At 60.3% G+C, this 16281-nt stretch carries 15 protein-coding genes; 9 read left to right on the top strand and 6 right to left on the bottom strand.

The features are described 5' to 3' along the window. Positions 1-179: 179 nt before the first annotated feature. Both FKV68_RS12055 and FKV68_RS12050 read right to left on the bottom strand, forming a co-directional pair. Positions 180-833: a DJ-1/PfpI family protein gene (locus tag FKV68_RS12055; protein ID WP_180938074.1), complete on the bottom strand. Its 654-nt coding sequence runs from the start codon at positions 831-833 to the stop codon at positions 180-182. A gap of 518 nt (positions 834-1351) precedes the next feature. Then, entirely contained in the window at positions 1352-2980 is a 1629-nt protein-coding gene (locus FKV68_RS12050; RefSeq protein WP_180938073.1) for a winged helix-turn-helix domain-containing tetratricopeptide repeat protein, read from the bottom strand. 70 nt (positions 2981-3050) lie between these two features. Here FKV68_RS12050 and FKV68_RS12045 point away from each other — a divergent pair, with 70 nt between their 5' ends. After that, positions 3051-3494 (top strand): cupin domain-containing protein, encoded by a 444-nt coding sequence (locus FKV68_RS12045; RefSeq protein ID WP_180938072.1) that lies wholly within the window; start codon positions 3051-3053, stop codon positions 3492-3494. A 105-nt stretch (positions 3495-3599) separates the two neighbouring features. On the opposite strand, the gene FKV68_RS12040 is transcribed toward FKV68_RS12045, so the two are convergent. The 3 genes from FKV68_RS12040 to FKV68_RS12030 form a co-directional block, all read right to left on the bottom strand. Beyond that, positions 3600-4805, bottom strand: coding sequence for a M14 family metallopeptidase (locus tag FKV68_RS12040; protein WP_180938071.1), 1206 nt, complete (start codon positions 4803-4805; stop codon positions 3600-3602). A 406-nt stretch (positions 4806-5211) separates the two neighbouring features. Beyond that, positions 5212-5679, bottom strand: a complete 468-nt coding sequence (locus tag FKV68_RS12035) for a group III truncated hemoglobin (RefSeq protein WP_180938070.1) — start codon at positions 5677-5679, stop codon at positions 5212-5214. 198 nt (positions 5680-5877) lie between these two features. Then, positions 5878-6843 carry a GlxA family transcriptional regulator gene (locus tag FKV68_RS12030; protein WP_180938069.1) on the bottom strand — a complete coding sequence of 322 codons (966 nt, stop codon included), beginning with the start codon at positions 6841-6843 and terminating at the stop codon, positions 5878-5880. Between the two features lie 242 nt (positions 6844-7085). On the opposite strand from FKV68_RS12030, the gene FKV68_RS12025 reads away from it, so the two are divergent. The 3 genes from FKV68_RS12025 to FKV68_RS12015 all read left to right on the top strand — a co-directional run bounded on the left by FKV68_RS12025 (position 7086) and on the right by FKV68_RS12015 (position 9393). After that, a complete protein-coding gene (locus FKV68_RS12025; protein ID WP_180941474.1) occupies positions 7086-7922 on the top strand; it encodes an alpha/beta fold hydrolase in 837 nt (278 codons plus the stop codon). A gap of 180 nt (positions 7923-8102) precedes the next feature. Further along, on the top strand, positions 8103-8903 hold the full coding sequence (locus tag FKV68_RS12020; protein ID WP_245181198.1) for a cysteine hydrolase family protein: 801 nt from the start codon (positions 8103-8105) through the stop codon (positions 8901-8903). 298 nt (positions 8904-9201) lie between these two features. Beyond that, positions 9202-9393 (top strand): DUF6494 family protein, encoded by a 192-nt coding sequence (locus tag FKV68_RS12015; protein WP_180938068.1) that lies wholly within the window; start codon positions 9202-9204, stop codon positions 9391-9393. Positions 9394-9426: 33 nt separating this feature from the next. Here the strand turns inward: FKV68_RS12015 and FKV68_RS12010 are convergent, their stop codons facing one another. Then, entirely contained in the window at positions 9427-9693 is a 267-nt protein-coding gene (locus FKV68_RS12010; RefSeq protein ID WP_180938067.1) for a DUF2277 domain-containing protein, read from the bottom strand. Positions 9694-9883: 190 nt separating this feature from the next. Between FKV68_RS12010 and FKV68_RS12005 the strand changes: the two genes are divergently transcribed. The 5 genes from FKV68_RS12005 (at position 9884) to alc (ending at position 16066) form a co-directional block, all read left to right on the top strand. Then, a complete protein-coding gene (locus FKV68_RS12005) occupies positions 9884-10891 on the top strand; it encodes a LysR family transcriptional regulator (protein WP_180938066.1) in 1008 nt (335 codons plus the stop codon). A 190-nt stretch (positions 10892-11081) separates the two neighbouring features. Beyond that, positions 11082-12533, top strand: coding sequence for a cytosine permease (locus FKV68_RS12000; RefSeq protein WP_180938065.1), 1452 nt, complete (start codon positions 11082-11084; stop codon positions 12531-12533). A 125-nt stretch (positions 12534-12658) separates the two neighbouring features. Next, positions 12659-14038: an allantoinase AllB gene (gene allB / locus FKV68_RS11995; RefSeq protein ID WP_180938064.1), complete on the top strand. Its 1380-nt coding sequence runs from the start codon at positions 12659-12661 to the stop codon at positions 14036-14038. Between the two features lies 1 nt (position 14039). Continuing rightward, entirely contained in the window at positions 14040-14825 is a 786-nt protein-coding gene (locus FKV68_RS11990) for an aspartate/glutamate racemase family protein (protein ID WP_245181196.1), read from the top strand. After that, complete coding sequence (alc, locus tag FKV68_RS11985) at positions 14822-16066, top strand: allantoicase (protein WP_209647197.1); 1245 nt, start codon at positions 14822-14824, stop codon at positions 16064-16066. The genes FKV68_RS11990 and alc overlap by 4 nt, the downstream gene beginning before the upstream one ends. Positions 16067-16281 lie beyond the last annotated feature (215 nt).

The following is a 16281-nucleotide window of genomic DNA, read 5'->3' as shown; positions in this document are numbered from 1 at the left end:
GTCGATTGAGGGAAGAAGGCCGCACGGGGGCCACGACCGATCGTCGCGCTTCGTCCGGAAAGACTACATTGCAGTCGCTCTGCATGCCGACCACGGGACCCGCTGTCCACCCAGCTCTTTGAGGAAAGTGCAAGCCTTCGCCTGAACTTGCAGGGGCGTGACATTCAGGCAACGAAATGTCATTGACGATGCGGCGCCATCTCCGAAGATGCCTTCGCCAGGCGAATGGCCGGGTTGGCTGCGTTCGGATGATACCGCCAATCATATTCCATGTACGTTGCTGTCTCGGTTGCCTGTTCAAGCCCATGCAACTCGGCGACGAGGTAGAGTGCGGCGTCGATCCCGGCGGAAACGCCAGCCGAGAGGACAACCCTTCCGTTGTCGACAATCCTCACATCCTGAAGAACATTCGCGGTCGGGGCGTCCGCCTGGAGTTCGGCAAGGGCTCCACGATGCGTGGTCGCTTGCAGCCCGTCCAGCAGGCCGGCCCTGGCAAGCAGCAGGGCGCCGGAGCATACGGACAGAACCCGCTCAGCCTGGCCAGCATGCTGGCGAACGAAATCCAGGACGGACGGATTATGCTTCTCCCTCCGCGTCCCGAAGCCTCCGGGAACGACCAGGATGTCCATGATGGGGCAGTCGCGGAAGCTATAGTCCGGATTGATGCTGAGGTTGTTCCGGGCCAGCACAGGCTTGCTTTCCCGGGCGACGGTGTAGACGTCGAAGAGGCGCTTGCCTTCCCGTTGCCCTGTTACTCCGAACACTTCGAAAGGCCCCGCGAAGTCCATGACCTCTACGTTGTCGAACAACAGAACGGCGACGCGTCGTGTCATTTCGCTCTCCCTCCCTCCGCCTTGCGATCCGGACGGGAAACATAGCACGGAGACGGCTTGCCCGGACAGATCGCAAGGGCCGCTTCCGGCGCGATCAAATCCCTCCAGGAAGCGACACGAAGGACAAAGTACCAGCCGACCCCGGTGTCAGGCGGTATCGCCGTCCTCTCCGCTTTCGATGCCGCCGGGGAAGCGGCAACCATCCCATCTGCCCAGCGACATCCGGTCGTTCCCCGGTTGCCGCCGCGCCTATGCGCGGCTGTTAAATGGACTCGAATGTCTGTCGCTTCTGGGCGAACCTTCCGAACCGACGAGCGTTGGCTTCCCGGTCCGGCCCTGATTCCAGCTCAAATCGATGGAGTGCACCACCTTCTCCGCATTGGCGACGTAAGTCCCGGCACAAGCGCCAGGGGAGGTGGGCCGCGCTTCTTCATTACCGGCACCATCATGGCGGGCGCTCGCCGACTAGGTTTATGACAGCATTCGTCAAGTGCCTATGAGACCTGTCTGCAGAGAACTTATGTCTGCTCTCCTGTCGGAAGCGGGTCACTCGGGATTTGCTTCAACAATTCTGCCAATCGTTCCTGCCAGTGCGGATTACGTTGTCTTAGCGGCTCCAAAGCATCGCCTGGCGGGTTCTCCATTTCGCTCATCAACTCGCGCGATGATCGAGCCTCTGCAAGACGCCCGACAGTCGCATAGCAGCAGGCTAGCGTTTCTTGGACCGGCCGCCATGCAGGGCGCACCTTTCGCGCTCTCACGGCAGCAGCCAGCGCGCCGGCTCCGTCGCCTGCAAACAAGTAAGCCAGCGCCAGCAAGTTCAGCCAAACGAAGTTCTGAGGGTCGTTGGCATTCAACATGAGGCCGTGTTCCAGTGGCGCTATGGCACCAGACGCGCTACCCCTAAAGAGCTCCGCCATTCCCAGGACAAGGTGGCCAAGGGCGAAACTCGGGCTGATCTCGATCGCCCTTTCGGCGGCAAGGACCGCCTGTTCGGGTGCATTCGAGTAAGCGCTGCAGATCGCCAACGCGTAATGTGTGTACGGGTTCTTTTCGTCGAGCCGAACTGCTGCCAAGGCGGCATCCAACCCTTCCCTGATGTCCTCGGAAGGATGCTCGCTCCATCCATAGGCGACGATGCCTGCGCTCACGCGACCAAGCCAGAGATGGGCTTCAGCAAGTTCGGGGTCGAGCCGACATGCCTCCCGGAATAGCTCTCGTGCCATCAGGTGGGTCTGCTTGCCAACGTGGTGGAAATACCAGGTCCCCTGCCGCACTATCTCCCACGCCGTCATATTTCCCGTATGCCGCGCCGCCACGGGGAGTGATGCCGTCTTCAGCAGTTCTGGCTCGATCGCACCTGCGACCCTCTCCGCGATGGCGTCTTGAACTGCGAATGCCTCTTCCAGTTCCAAGTCATACCGTTCGGCCCAGACTTGGCTGGCCGAGGTGGCCTCGACCAGTTGAGTGGAGACTCGAAGGCGACCGCCAGAGCGGCGCACGCTTCCTTCGAGCACATAACCGACACCCAGTTCTTGGCCCACCTGCTTGGCGCTCACTGACTTGTTTCTGTAGACGAAACTTGAATTGCGCCCGATTACCCGAAACCACCGAAATCTCGTGAGCGCAGTGATCACATCTTCGGTAATGCCATCCACCAGATACGCCTGTTCCTTGTCATTGCTCAAATTAGCAAACGGTAGGACCACGATCGACGGTCTGCCGGGGTTCGCGGGCGAACCGGGCAACGCCGCGGGCGCATCAGCGGCGTCAGGATGCAGGCTATTCACCCGGCCGGCAAAACGATACCCCGCACGAGGCACGGTCGCGATCCAATCGTTCCCCTCCGGTTGGGCCCCTAGCATCTTGCGTAGGGCAGCGATCTGAACCGAGAGATTGCTCTCCTCAACGATAGCGGCGGGCCAGACAGCTTCCATCAGCGCGGACTTGCTCACGACCTGCGTCGACGCTCGCACGAGCGCGTGCAGCAGCAACAAGCCCTTATGGCCAATTGCGACCCGCCGCCCTTCACAGGTCAGTGCGCCGCGCTGCATGTCGAGGATGAACGCCCCGAACGCGAACCGTTGCGGCGCGACGCTATCGGCCACGGCTTCTTCGGAAGAATTCGGAACTTTTCGCTCTCCCATTAAGGACTCCAGCCGGTCTTCTTGTGATCCTTTTGCGTAGGTCCACCAAGCTACCACAGAGGAGATCGAAATGACGATTTCAGAAGAACGAACCGATGCAGGTCCAGGCTTCTCGCGGGGCAAGGCCCTGGTATCCAAAGGGGACGCAGGATACCGAGCTGAACAGGGGTCCGATTACCTGCCTGGCATTAGTGCGGAGTCGGTTGGCTCAACCGCACTGTGGCTCGGTATCGCTACGATCCCGCCTGGGAGACGCACCAAGGCGCATGTGCATGCGCGCCATGAGACTGCTTTCTACATGTTGAGCGGTGAAGAGTTGGAACTGTGGAGTGGCGATGAACTCCAGCACCGGGATGTGGTGCACCCAGGAGATTATCTATACATCCCCGCCAACGTGTTGCACGTGGCCGTCAATCGGGGAGCCCAACCAGCCGTATTTGTCGGGGCGCGCAACGAGCCAACCGCGCAGGAAAGCGTTGTTCTTTATCCTGAAATGGATTCCCGAGTGCCGTGACAGGTGAAAGACTGCTTTGGGCCGAAACCGCCATTGAGCAGCCACAGCGAATACAGCCCGCGCAACGCCGTTCGCAAATGTGAAGTTTGCTTGCGGGCGGGGGGACTACTCGGGATAGGTCTCAACGCCCTCCGGCGTCCCCCTGTTGAAAAGGATAAATACCAAGGGGTTGCCGGGTTCCGCCATTGCATCGCTTCGCTGGCCGATTAGCTCTCCGGACACCGCGCTCGTATATTCTGCAACCACTTCGCCGAAGCTGTTGCGCTGGACGGCTACCTTCTGTCCGGGCTCGACCTTGTCGTTCAGCTTAACCAGATGCTCGACGATCCCTCCCTCCGTAGCCAGGATCGGGAAGGAACTGTCGCCGATAAAGGCAGGCACGTCCTTGGCTGTGCGGCCCATCGGCCCGGCAACGATCCCATGATGTTTGAGGACGTTCATCGTCCCTTCCACGAACAGTGGGATCATTTCGAGGTCCAGCACGCGCGCCGCGCCGACCTCCGGCGTAAAGGCCGGGATGCCCACGTCCCTGAACGCGTTGTGCAGCAGGCCCGGATAGGCATGGTTGTCGTAGATCTGGCTGATCGGATAGAGCTCCACCATCGCCTTGACCTCGGGTACGTCCATGCCGCCGAGATTGAAGTCGGTGACTTCGAATCCGGTTGTGCCGGTGTGGAAGTCGAGCGCGAAGTCGGCGTTCGGCCGCAGCAGCCTGTTGAACAGGAGCCAGGCGTGTCGGCCGGGTGCAGTGACGTCGTTCTCGTTCCCGGGCCACACCCGGTTCAAGTCGATCAGGTCGATGCCTCTGCCCTGGTTGGGCCATCTGCGCTGCATGCTTTGCAGGGCTGGAGGGGACACGTCCGTGACCGCCATCACCGTGCCCGACATCTCAGCGGGGTCGATCTGGTTCATCACGGTCTGGACCGTATGTATGCTGCTAATCTCGTCGCCGTGCACACCGCTGGTAAGAACGCCACGCTTGCCCGGCTTCGCCCCCTTTGCGACCGTCACGGAGACATACCAGTGCTGTCCGCTGGGCATCTGCACGCCTTGGAAATACAGAAGGTGCTTCTTTCCGGGTTCCAGGTCGTTGACGTCGAGCATGCTGACGACTTTTTTCCCGTCGATCACGTCGCCCGTGTAGACCGTCCCCTGTGGTGCCACCGATGCCGTATTGCCGGAGGATGCAGACGTGTCCTGGGCTTGCGCAGGGCCAGCGTTGCGGGCGAGGACAGCGGACGCGCCCACCGTGGCGATTGATGCAATCACAAAGTCGCGGCGATCGAGGCCCTTCTCAGATTTTTCCGACATGATGGGAAAGCTCCTTTGCGCTGAAAAGCTACGTTACAGCGCCGTGCGTCTTTTCAGACGCACAAAGGACGCTGTAGCACTTTGAATTGCTGCGTGTTTTTGTCTTACATCGGCTACGATTTGAGGAAACATGCAGTAGCGGCATGCACATCGGTCGCAAAAAATCCCCTGCGACCTAAGATACAACCATGTTCCTGACCTCTCAAAGTTGCAAGACGTCAGCGGAGTTATGTCTGCGAATGGAGCGTTTTGCGTCTTTGCCGCGCGGTCCGGCAACCTCCCGCATTTGGCGATTTCTGCCTGTTCGGATCGGCAACGGCAACGCGAACATTCCACCCGGAGCTTAGCATCCTCGGGTGCAAGGTCCTCTCAGAAGGGACACCCGTCATCGGCAAAAGTGCCGGTTTCAGGAACGCTTGAGCGCCGGGTCGTCGAGCGCCGGATTGTAGAAGAGCGAGAGTGTCAGGCTTCGCGCAATGCGCTCCGCCGTGGTCATGAACCAGGCCTTCGCGTCATTGTTCGGCGCAATGTCGTCAAGCGTCGCGGCAAAGAGCGCCAGCCATTTCTGGAAAAGCGCCGGTTTCATGTTGGCGATGCCGAAATGCGCCTGGACAGGCTTTCCGCCATAGGCGCCGCTGCGGAAGGCAACCGAAGACCAGAAGCTTTTCATCTTCTCCATGTGCTCCGGCCACCGCCCCGAAAGCCTTGCGTCGAACACGGGGCCAAGCTCCGGATGCGCGAGCACACGGGCGTAGAACGTATCGACCAACCGGCCGATGAACGCGTCATCGATCCCGATCGCTTTCATTTCCGCTTCCGCGCGTTCGCGGATCGCTGCGGAGTGCGCAGCTCGCGCCTGCAATTCGTCGCTCATTCCATCATCCAGTCCGGAGGCATCTGCGGCCGCGTTATATAGACATTGCGGACGTCACTCCAAGGTCGCGGCAGCACTTTAATCGGCCAGGACCAAAGGAAGATGCGGTGGTCTCGGCGGCAATGCGACCGCTTCGGCCACTACAGAGAAACGCACACCGATTTATCCAGACGTTGGACAATGCGACACCTCAGTTGATCATGCCGTCCGCTCTGCTGCAGCAGCCTGTCTGGCCATGCGCCGCATCTCCTGCGGCGTGTGGCCGAAGATCCGGATGAAGCTCTGGGCCAGGCGATCCGGATCGGTGAATCCGACGAGACGGCCGATCTCGTCGAAGGACAGCCGACCCTCCTCGACCAGGGGACGCGCCGCCTCCACGCGGAGCCGCTCGATCGCCTTGGCCGGCGTCATGCCGGTGGAAGAGGAGAAGGCACGCCCGAACTGGCGGACGCTCAGGTGCGCGACGTCGGCGAGGCGCTCCACCGAAAGGTTTTCGGCCAGATTCTCCCGCGCATAGCTCAGCGCCTTGCGGATGCGATCGGAGCCGGGATCGAAGTCGAGCAACGATGAGAACTGATACTGGCCGCCCGGTCGCCGGTAGTAGACCACAAGCATGCGCGCGACGGCCTGCGCGGTCGCCTTGCCGAGATCTTCCTCAACGAGGGCGAGCGCCATATCGATGCCTGCCGACATGCCTGCCGACGTCCACACGCCATTATCGCTGGTGAAGATGCGGTCGCCATCGACCTCAAGCGCCGGATATCGGGCCTGCAGCTTCGGCGCGTAGAACCAATGGGTCGTCGCGGCGCGCCCGTCCAGGAGCCCGCTTTCGGCCAGCAGGAAAGCACCCGTGCAGACGCTCGCGGTGCGGCGGGCCCGCGCGGATACGCCGCGAACGGCATTCGCGACCTCGCTCACCCATGCCCCTTCCGGCGGTTCCCGCCCGCCGACGACAATGAACGTGTCCGTCGCCTCGATCGCAAGCGGTACCGTCGCAACCTCCACACCGCAGGTGCTGCGCACCAATCCTCCCGTGACGGACGCAACCCGGAGGCCATAGCGCTTCCCCGATATCTCGCCGGCATTGGACAGCACCTCGAGCGGGCCACTGAGGTCGAGCAGCACGAATTCCGGATAGACGAGAAATGTCACGTGGCGGGCCATGGCCGAAATCCCGGGATTAATGTCGTTTGAGACATTGATGCGTGCTCGTATTGTGCTGTCAATCCCATTGAGCAACGGAGCCGCCAGTGAGCACGACATTTTCCAAACCCATCGATCCGGTCCGCCGCGACCTCCTGCTGTTCGGCCTCGGCGCGGCGGCTTTGTCGGCTCTGCCAATCCTGCCGGCTGCTGCCTCTCAGCCCTCCATTCCGAGCAACACGCAATCTGAAAGGATCAACAACATGGCCACTGTTACGACCAAGGACGACGTCCAGATTTTCTACAAGGACTGGGGTCCGCGCGACGCTCAGCCGATCGTCTTTCACCATGGCTGGCCGCTCAGCGCAGACGACTGGGATACCCAGATGCTCTATTTCCTCGGGCAGGGCTATCGCGTTGTCGCCCATGATCGACGCGGCCACGGCCGCTCCGCCCAGGTCAGCGACGGTCACGACATGGATCACTACGCGGCCGATGTCGCCGCAGTGGTCGAACATCTCGACCTCAGAAATGCGGTCCATATCGGCCACTCCACCGGTGGCGGCGAGGCGGCGCACTACGTGGCTCGTTACGGCCAGCCCCAGGGCCGCGTCGCCAAGCTGGTGCTGATCGGCGCCGTGCCGCCGATCATGGTCAGGACGCCGGCCAATCCCGGCGGCCTGCCGATCGAGGTGTTCGACGGCCTCCGACGTCAGCTCGCCGCCAATCGTGCGCAGTTCTACCTCGATTTCGCGAGCGGACCTTTCTACAGCTTTAACCGGCCCGGCGCGGAGAGCTCGCAAGCTGTGATCCAGAACTGGTGGCGCCAGGGCATGATGGGCGGCGCCAAGGCGCATTACGACGGCATCAAGGCGTTCTCCGAGACCGATTTTACCGAGGATCTCAAGATCATCGACGTGCCGACGCTCGTCATGCACGGCGATGACGATCAGATCGTACCGATCGAGGATTCCGCTCCGCTCTCCGCGAAGCTCCTGAAGAACAGCACCCTCAAGATCTACAAAAATTTCCCACACGGCATGTGCGCCACCCATGCCGATGTCGTGAACCCCGACCTGCTCGCCTTTGTGAAGGCCTAGCACTTTACAGCGCCGTGCGTCCATCAGGACGCACAAAGGACGCTGTAAGTCTTTGAATCTACGCATCGTGCTTTCCGAAAATCGATTCCGATTTTCGGGCCGATGCGCTAGCCGGCGCGGCAAGCGCGCCGGCAACCATCCCCAATGCGAAACTGACGATCAACGAAAGGAGATATCGAAATGTTGGGTCGTGAAATGAAATTCATTCGGAAATTGAGCACAGCGATCCTCGCTGGCGCGGTTATTCTCGCTGGAGCCGGCGCTTCCATGGCCGCGCAGCCGCTTGTCGATTATTACCAGGACCCCGCCAAACCGGCACTGACCAAGGGGAACATGAAACTCGACGTCTCGAAGGCGGCGCTCGTGGTTATCGACGCGCAGAACGACTTCATGAGCCCTGAAGGGAAAGCTTGGCCGGTCTTGGGCGAAGCCGTCACCGAACGCAATGTCATTTCCCACCTTGATCAGCTTTTCGCCGCAGCAAAGCAGGCAGGAATGGTCGTCGCACTATCGCCTCACCATTACTACAAGTGGGATCACACGTGGAAGGTGCAGGGGCCTCTCGAAATATTCCAGCATGAGCTTGGCATATTCGACAGAAAAGACCCCTATTCGCTGGAGGGTTTCGAGGGCTCGGGGGCAGACTTCCTGCCGCGGTTCAAGAAATACATTGAGGATGGCAAGACCATTATCGCCTCGCCTCACAAGCTCTACGGGCCGCAGCAAAACGACCTTTCCTTCCAGCTCCGCAAACAGGGCGTCACCCAGATCGTCCTCGCCGGGATGCTCGCCAACATGTGCGTTGAATCGCATCTCCGCGAGTTCCTTGAAGAGGGATTTGAGGTCGCCGTTATTCGGGACGCCGTAGCCGCGCCCAAGTTGCCCGAGGGCGACGGCAATCTCGCCGCACTGATCAACTTCCGATATATGGCAAACGGACTTTGGACGACCGATGAAACGGTCAAGATGATTGCGCCGTAAGCGCCTGCGGACGCGGAAGACGGGTATCTGTTTCGTCTCGTCAGACGCACGACGCTGCGATGTTACCCAGGGAACTATTCGATGATGGGGCATGATCTATCTTCCCCTTGACACCGCGCAGTACGTCCTCCCGCTGCGCGAGACAACCGATCGGTTCCGCTCCTCCTCCCAAGGGGCCGATCAAGAGACCCCGACGCCTCCTCCCGGCTCGGGGTCTTTTTCTGTGACACGGCGCGTGCTCCTTCCTTGACCGCTTGCCTTCCCTTACAATCTCCTCCGGATAGAGAGGAGTTCTGCCATGAGTGAAGACGCCTTCAACATGTCGATCCGCAAGTTCCTGAAGGAAGTCGGCGTCACGTCGCAGCGCAAGATCGAGGAGACCGTGCGCGGAGGCGAGGCCGGCGGCAAGAAGTTGAAGGTCCGCATGACGCTGACAGCGGAAGGCACCGGCCTCAATCACGTGGTGGACGGCGAGATCGAACTTCCATAGGCAGGCGAAACTGGGCGCGGAACCGCCAGCAGCTCACGCGAACCGGGCTGCGCTTCTCGCCCGTGCCTTCGCGGCTTCCTCCTCACGGTCGCGGGGCGGTTGCGAGGTCTCGAGCGAATCGATGAGTTCGCGGGCGCATTGCGCGATCGAATGCACCGCGCGATCGAACGCCGCTTCATTCCGCTTCGACGGCCTGGTCGTTCCGCTCAGCTTGCGCACGAACTGCAACGCCGCATCGTGGACTTCCTCGTCCGTCGCCGGCGGATCGAAATTGAACAGGGGTTTGATGTTTCTGCACATGGCTTGCTCCCGGCTATCGCTCTCGTTCTCGGCGTGATGGAACGGCTATTGCGTGTTTTCCTACATGCTAGCCTATTTAAGGATTGAATATGCTGCAATTAAAGTGCCACAGCGTCCTTTGCGCATCCGATAAGACGCGCGGCGCTGTAGGTTCCGCTCTCGACCCAATGCAGTCATTGGTAATGACCTCGTGCAATGTCCTATTTCGCTTCACTTAGGATATACCTCTATCAGAGTGAGTTTGGAGGAGTCGGTCTTGAAACGTCTGCAGCCGGAGCCGAGACTTCGGGATCTGCGCTTCGCAAAAAATCTCGATTGGAACCTGCTCAAGCTGTTCAACGAGATCGTGGAGGCTCACGGCATTACGAGAGCCGCTGCATTGCTCAATCGCAAACAGCCAGCGTTGAGCTTGGCCTTGAAACGGTTGGAGGAGCGGCTTGGCGTAACTCTCTGTCGGCGCGGACCGACCGGTTTCGAATTGACGGAAGAGGGCCGCATATTGGCTGATACGTGTAGTGTCTTTGCTGCTTCGGTCCGCGAGATTCCGGCTCGCCTGTCCGATATCAAGGCCGAGGTGCGCGGACATTTGCGGGTCATGCTCGTAAGCAACCTGGTTGCTCCAGCGCTGGATCAGGCGATCGAGACGTTTCACCAAAAATACCCGGCGGTGGAGCTCATCGTCGAGGTCGCCGCCTGGACGGACGTTGTAAATGCTCTGATACAGCATAAGGTCGATGTCGGCATTTCGCCTTCGCGTGTCATGCGGGCGGAATTGAGCTACTTGCCGCTTTTCACCGAGGTTCATCGGCCGTATTGCGGCCGCTCGCATCCGATGTTTGGCGTCGAGGCAAGCGGCCCGTCGGATCTCGCTTCGGAGTCGTTTGTGCTGACGGGTGCCGACGAAGGAGACGAACTCACCGAATTCCGCCTGCAACACGGACTAGGACGTCATGTTGCCGGTATGTCCAATCATCTCGAAGAGGCCAAACGCCTGGCAATGCTTGGAGTGGGGATCTGCTTTCTGCCGGAAGGGTATGCCAAGCCGGACGTTGACAGCGGTAGGCTCTGGCCGCTGCTTGCAGGCGACGGCGTGCCGCGGACTGGCATATATGTCGTAACCGACCCCAACAGTCCGGCCCAAATCTCGCGCGAGCTTTTTATCACAGAGATTCGTGAGGAATTGAAAAGTGCGGCCTGATCGGGTGCACTTGTCGTTTGCGCTGCATTGATTTCGTTAATGCACTACGTTCGATGTTTGGGCGTTGAACCCAAGTGACTGTGATCTCATCGTGTTGCATGGCGACCTCGCATCAACGCCGTTGATGCTTCCTTCGTGGAGAAAGGCGACGGTCAGCCAGGGGAACACACCTCGAAAAGGGGATTACAAGATGAGCATGCAGAACCCATCAAATGGGAAAGAGGCGCGAGCCACTGAGACGGTATCGGCAATCGCCGAAATCGAAAGCATTCTATCAGCGACCGAAGAAGACATAGCGGACTACACCGAGTCCGTCGTTCCATTGGAGAAGCGGCGTTCGAACTTCCGCATGCTGGCGCAGTTCTTGTCCATGCAAGCCGTGTTTGGCACAGTGTTGGTCGGATACGGCGCCCGCTTCCAGGGCCTCACGTTGTCGCAGTTGATCATTTCAATGCTGATCGCCGTTGCGGTGATGAGCCTCTATTGCCTGGGCTCCGCGAATGCTGGCGCTGCCACGGGCCAGACGCATTCAGTAATGGCAAGAAGCGTTTTTGGCACCCTCGGCAGCGCGCTGGTGTCGCTCTTGCTGATTGTCAACGGCATGGCGTTTTATCTGTTCACGGTGAAATTCGTCATCGACATCACCGGCGGACTCATGACGCTGCCTGCGGTCGGGCTGGTCACGGCAGTGCTTGCCTTCGTCATGATCATCAACACCTACTTCGGTTTTGAAGGTGTTCAACGTTTCGCTCAGTACATCGCCGTTCCAGTGATCCTGATCTGGGGCGTCTACGCGACGATCCGCGCCTTCTTTGCCACATCCGGTGATGTTCTCGCGGCGATCCCACATGTCGATGCGCCAACTTCCATGATCATGGTGACCGGCGCTCTCGTCGGCCTGTCGACCTGGGGTAACGAACCGGATTTCTTCCGTTACGCCAAGGTCGGTCGCGAATCCTTGTGGAATTTGCCGACGATCATCGTTTCCTACCTCGTCGGAGCGCTCCTGTTTCCTGTGATGGGCTATATGATCGCGGCGCTCTCGAACCAGCCGGACTTCGGGCAAAGCATCAGCTATTTCGTAAACTTTACAATGTTCGGCAGCGCGCTGATCGGCATCGCTGTCATCGTGATCAACCAGTGGGCTGTGCAGGATGGCAATCTCTACATCGCCGTCAATGGAGCTCAGAACCTGCTTTCCGGTATCCGCGGCTGGCGGCGGCAATATACCGTCGTCGCACTCGGCCTGATCGCGACCGTCCTTACATTCTACCTGCCGAACTTGCAGGATACCTTCAACATTGTCACGGGGATCGGCTCGACGACGGTTCCGGTCGCGAGCACGATTATGGCGATCGACCTTTTCTTGTTGCCCTTGCTGTTCGGTATCAAGCGGCCAATGCACCGCGTCGCCAATTGGAGCGAACTGGGCATTGCCAACTGGCCCGGCGTTATCGCACTCGCCGCGGGAACACTGGTTGGCCTCTATACCGCTGGACTGCTGCCAATGCTGAACACCGCCTACATCGGTTTTCCGGCTCTTCAATCATGGATTGTCGGCGGCGTGGTCTACATCATCGGCGTGGCATTTGTACAGAAGCATGCCAACGTGAAGGCCCTGCTCGGCTTCGCCCGGATCTGATGCCCGACCGTCCGGGCGCTCGATAGGGCGCCCGGACAGATCCGAAACGCCACGATTTCTTTAAAGCACGACCTGCGACGCGTCGACTGTCCGCGAACGATGGCGCGCGTCCAAGGAGGATCCGAATGGAACAGCTCGATCTACTGATAAAGGCGCGTCGCGCCATCCTGCCTGACGGCGAGCGGCCGGCTGCGATTGGTATCCGCAACGGTCACATCACGGCGGTCACTGACTTCGAGGCAATGCCGGTCGCATCGAAAGTCGTCACACTTGCCGACGACGAGGTACTCATGCCGGGCCTGGTCGACTCGCACGTCCATATCTGCGAGCCCGGCAATACGGAATGGGAGGGCTTTTTGACGGCCACGCGCGCCGCCGCCGCCGGGGGCATCACGACTCTTGTCGACATGCCCCTCGACAGTGTCCCAACCACCGTTTCGCTCGCAGCCCTGGCTGCCAAGCGTGCAGCCGCTGAGGGTCAGTGTCACGTCGATGTCGGTTTCTGGGGAGGTGCCATCCCCTCCAACCTTGCCGATCTGCCGGCCCTGCACTTCGCCGGTGTTCTGGGCTTCAAGTCCTTTCTTTGCGATACCGGTACGGATGACTTTCCGCACATTACCCCCCGGCACATGAAGGAGGTCATGCGAGTTGTCCGCGAGCTGGGTTCAATCTTCATCGTGCACGCTGAGAGCAACGACGTCCTGGCTGCCGTTCCGGCAGTCCATACATGCCGCTACAGCGATTATCTGGCATCACGGCCGCGCGGTGCGGAGAATCTCGCTATTGCCGAAGTCATTGAGGCCGCGAGGGTTACTGGGGCTCGAGCGCATGTTCTGCACCTTTCGAGCGCCGACGCGCTGCCGATGATTGCCTCGGCCATTGCCGACGGCGTTCACCTCAGCGTGGAGACCTGCCCTCACTACCTGGTGCTATGCGCGGAAGAGATTCCAGACGGTGCCACCGCCGCCAAGGTCGGCCCGCCGGTGCGGGAGCGAAGCAACCGGGAAAAACTCTGGGACGGTCTGAGAGACGGTACGCTCAGCATGATCGTCTCCGATCATTCGCCCTGTACACCGGCGATGAAGGAACTTGATTCCGGTGATTTCGGAGCTGCCTGGGGCGGCATCTCGTCGCTACAGCTCGGCCTTCCCGTCGCTTGGAGCGAAGCACGCGCACGCGGTCATTCCCTTGTCGACATAGCTTCCTGGATGGCGCTCAAGCCGGCGGCACTGGCCGGCCTTGAGCGAAAGGGACGGCTCGCGATCGGCTGCGACGCCGACTTCTCGATCTTCGCGCCGGAGGAGAGCTTCGTCGTTGAAGCGGGCACGCTCCACCATCGCCATCGCCTGACGCCCTATCTTGGCCATTCGCTCTACGGTGCCGTTCGCCAAACCTATCTCGCGGGCAGGCCTGTCGATCTCATGGGGCGCCCGAGAGGAAAATTGCTCTCCCGCGCGGAAGCGCAAATTGCAGAAAATAACGCCAACACCAGGAAATGGGGCTGAGATGAAAATCCTCGTCGTTAATGTGAACACAAGCCAGTCGATGTCGGACGTCATCGACGCCGCAGCCAAAGGCAGCGCTTCGCCCGGCACGGAAATCGTAACGCTCACGCCGTTCTTCGGCGCGGAAGCGGTGGACTGCAATTTCGAAAGCTATCTTTCCGCGGTCGCCGTGATGGACCGTGTGCTTGCCTATGACGAGCCTTATGACGCGGTCGTGATGGCCGGCTTCGGCGAGCACGGACGAGACGGCCTGCAGGAGTTGATCGATCAACCGGTGATCGAAATCTGTGAAGCCTCCGCTCATGTAGCCATGATGATCGGCCGCAGCTATTCGGTGGTCACCACTTTGCAGCGCTCGGTTCCACCGATCGAGGACCGGCTGCGGACGGGCGGCCTTTGGGACCGTTGCGCCTCCGTTCGCGCCAATGGGATGACCACGCTCGAAGTAGACAATGATCCTGAAGCCGCGACGCGATCGATCGTCGAGGAAGCGCGCAAGGCGGTCGAACAGGATCATGCCGAAGTCATTTGTCTCGGATGCGCCGGTATGGCGGGTCTGGAAGACGCAATCACGTCCGAATTGGGCGTGCCGGTCATAGATGGCGTGGCTGCCGCAGTAAAACTCGCCGAAGCGGTGGTCGGGCTGAAGCTCAAGACGAGCAAGATTTCGACCTACGCGACGCCGGAACCGAAAAAAATAACCGGGTGGCCGCTTTCTGAAGAGCTCGGCCTGCGCCCAAAAGCCGGTTATTTGCGAAACAAAGTCCGCGCGGGAGGTGCGCAATGACCATTGTCCTCACAGCGCAGGAGTCGATGGCAGACACATACGCCGTTCCCGAGCGGCAGGAAGACTTCGCCTCCGAGGTTGATCTGGCGTCACGCTGGCTTGGTGGGAGCGTCCTTGCCGCGAGCGACGAGTCCTTTGGCGAAAAGGAGAACCTGCTTGTGCCCACCCCGGCCGCCTTCGTACCAGGCAACTATGGCCATCGTGGCGAGATTGTCGACGGCTGGGAGACGAAACGCCGTCGCGAGCCCGGTCACGATTGGGTACTTGTCCGGCTCGGAGCGGCAGGAACAATCACCGCGGTCGATGTCGATACAAGCTTCTTCACGGGCAATTTCCCGGCGACATGCCGGATCGAAGCCTGCGGTGTCGAGGGTTATCCGAGCCCGAGGGAGTTGCAGGACGCGGAAGTGGAATGGATCGAGATTGTGCCGCGCTCAGCCCTCAAGGGTGACGGGCACAATCGCTTCGACGTGAGCGACGGGCGCCGTTTCACACACGTTCGCCTGTCCGCTTTCCCCGACGGCGGCATTGCCAGGTTGCGCGTCTTCGGGCGCGTCGTCATCGATCCTCGTACGATCGACGGCATCACCATCGATCTTGCGAGCCAGGATCACGGCGGCCAGGTCGTCACGAGCAGCGATGGATTTTATACCTCCGCGTCGATGCTCAATCGGCCCGATAAGGCGCGAAACATGGGGGATGGCTGGGAAACCCGCCGTCGTCGCGATGGCGGTCCGGACCACGCGTTGTTCCGCCTCGCCATGCGCGGCACCATCCGCAAGATCGAGATCGACACGGCACACTTCAAATACAATGCCTCGGCTGAGGTTGCTCTGTTCGGCGCAAACACGGAAACCATGCCGGCGGCCGACGCACCCGAGTGGAGACCTCTTCTGGCGCGCACTCGCTTGCAGCCCGATACCCGCCACGTCTTTGAGGCGGCTGACGCTTTTCCGTGCTCATTCGTCAGGTTGGACGCGTTTCCGGATGGCGGCATCTCGCGAGTGCGCCTGTGGGGTGAGGTCGTCCCCTCTGAGCGCAAAGCTGCTGGCTACCGTTGGTTCAATGCGTTGCCAAGCAAGCAAGCCTTGGCTGTTCTTGCCGAAGCGGGCGCCGCGGACGAGGCTGCGCGCCGTATCGCGAACGCCCGCCCGATGTCGCCGGACGCCGGCATCATAGCCGACCCTACGTTGGCGAAGCTCGCGAAAATGTTGGAAGGAAGCAATGGGGAATTCTCCTGAGGCACTGCCAAACGCTAATAGTGCAGACAGACCGCCGGCCTCTCGGGGAAGGAGGCTAGCTCAGGCGCTCATACGACTTGTCTATTGGGCGATGTTATTTCGCTTCGGGCGGCTTTAGGCTCACAAGGAGATGAGGACGACCGCTTATCAGAGCGAACCAAACCTCAGCTAAGGGGCGTCCGAACTTCCGCTTACCACCCTTTCGCGAACGCTGG

It is taken from the genome of Sinorhizobium mexicanum, assembly GCF_013488225.1.
Lineage (GTDB): Bacteria > Pseudomonadota > Alphaproteobacteria > Rhizobiales > Rhizobiaceae > Sinorhizobium > Sinorhizobium mexicanum.
Note: the sequence above shows the minus strand (reverse complement) of the source record. Positions and strands in the feature narration are given on the sequence as shown.

What these genes read in the sequence shown, in the direction of transcription:
- FKV68_RS12055 (WP_180938074.1), bottom strand. Translation starts at nt 833, where the DNA reads ATGACACGACGCGTCGCCGTTCTGTTGTTCGACAACGTAGAGGTCATG.
- FKV68_RS12050 (WP_180938073.1), bottom strand. Translation starts at nt 2,980, where the DNA reads ATGGGAGAGCGAAAAGTTCCGAATTCTTCCGAAGAAGCCGTGGCCGAT.
- FKV68_RS12045 (WP_180938072.1), top strand. Translation starts at nt 3,051, where the DNA reads ATGACGATTTCAGAAGAACGAACCGATGCAGGTCCAGGCTTCTCGCGG.
- FKV68_RS12040 (WP_180938071.1), bottom strand. Translation starts at nt 4,805, where the DNA reads ATGTCGGAAAAATCTGAGAAGGGCCTCGATCGCCGCGACTTTGTGATT.
- FKV68_RS12035 (WP_180938070.1), bottom strand. Translation starts at nt 5,679, where the DNA reads ATGAGCGACGAATTGCAGGCGCGAGCTGCGCACTCCGCAGCGATCCGC.
- FKV68_RS12030 (WP_180938069.1), bottom strand. Translation starts at nt 6,843, where the DNA reads ATGGCCCGCCACGTGACATTTCTCGTCTATCCGGAATTCGTGCTGCTC.
- FKV68_RS12025 (WP_180941474.1), top strand. Translation starts at nt 7,086, where the DNA reads ATGGCCACTGTTACGACCAAGGACGACGTCCAGATTTTCTACAAGGAC.
- FKV68_RS12020 (WP_245181198.1), top strand. Translation starts at nt 8,103, where the DNA reads ATGTTGGGTCGTGAAATGAAATTCATTCGGAAATTGAGCACAGCGATC.
- FKV68_RS12015 (WP_180938068.1), top strand. Translation starts at nt 9,202, where the DNA reads ATGAGTGAAGACGCCTTCAACATGTCGATCCGCAAGTTCCTGAAGGAA.
- FKV68_RS12010 (WP_180938067.1), bottom strand. Translation starts at nt 9,693, where the DNA reads ATGTGCAGAAACATCAAACCCCTGTTCAATTTCGATCCGCCGGCGACG.
- FKV68_RS12000 (WP_180938065.1), top strand. Translation starts at nt 11,082, where the DNA reads ATGAGCATGCAGAACCCATCAAATGGGAAAGAGGCGCGAGCCACTGAG.
- allB (WP_180938064.1), top strand. Translation starts at nt 12,659, where the DNA reads ATGGAACAGCTCGATCTACTGATAAAGGCGCGTCGCGCCATCCTGCCT.
- FKV68_RS11990 (WP_245181196.1), top strand. Translation starts at nt 14,040, where the DNA reads ATGAAAATCCTCGTCGTTAATGTGAACACAAGCCAGTCGATGTCGGAC.
- alc (WP_209647197.1), top strand. Translation starts at nt 14,822, where the DNA reads ATGACCATTGTCCTCACAGCGCAGGAGTCGATGGCAGACACATACGCC.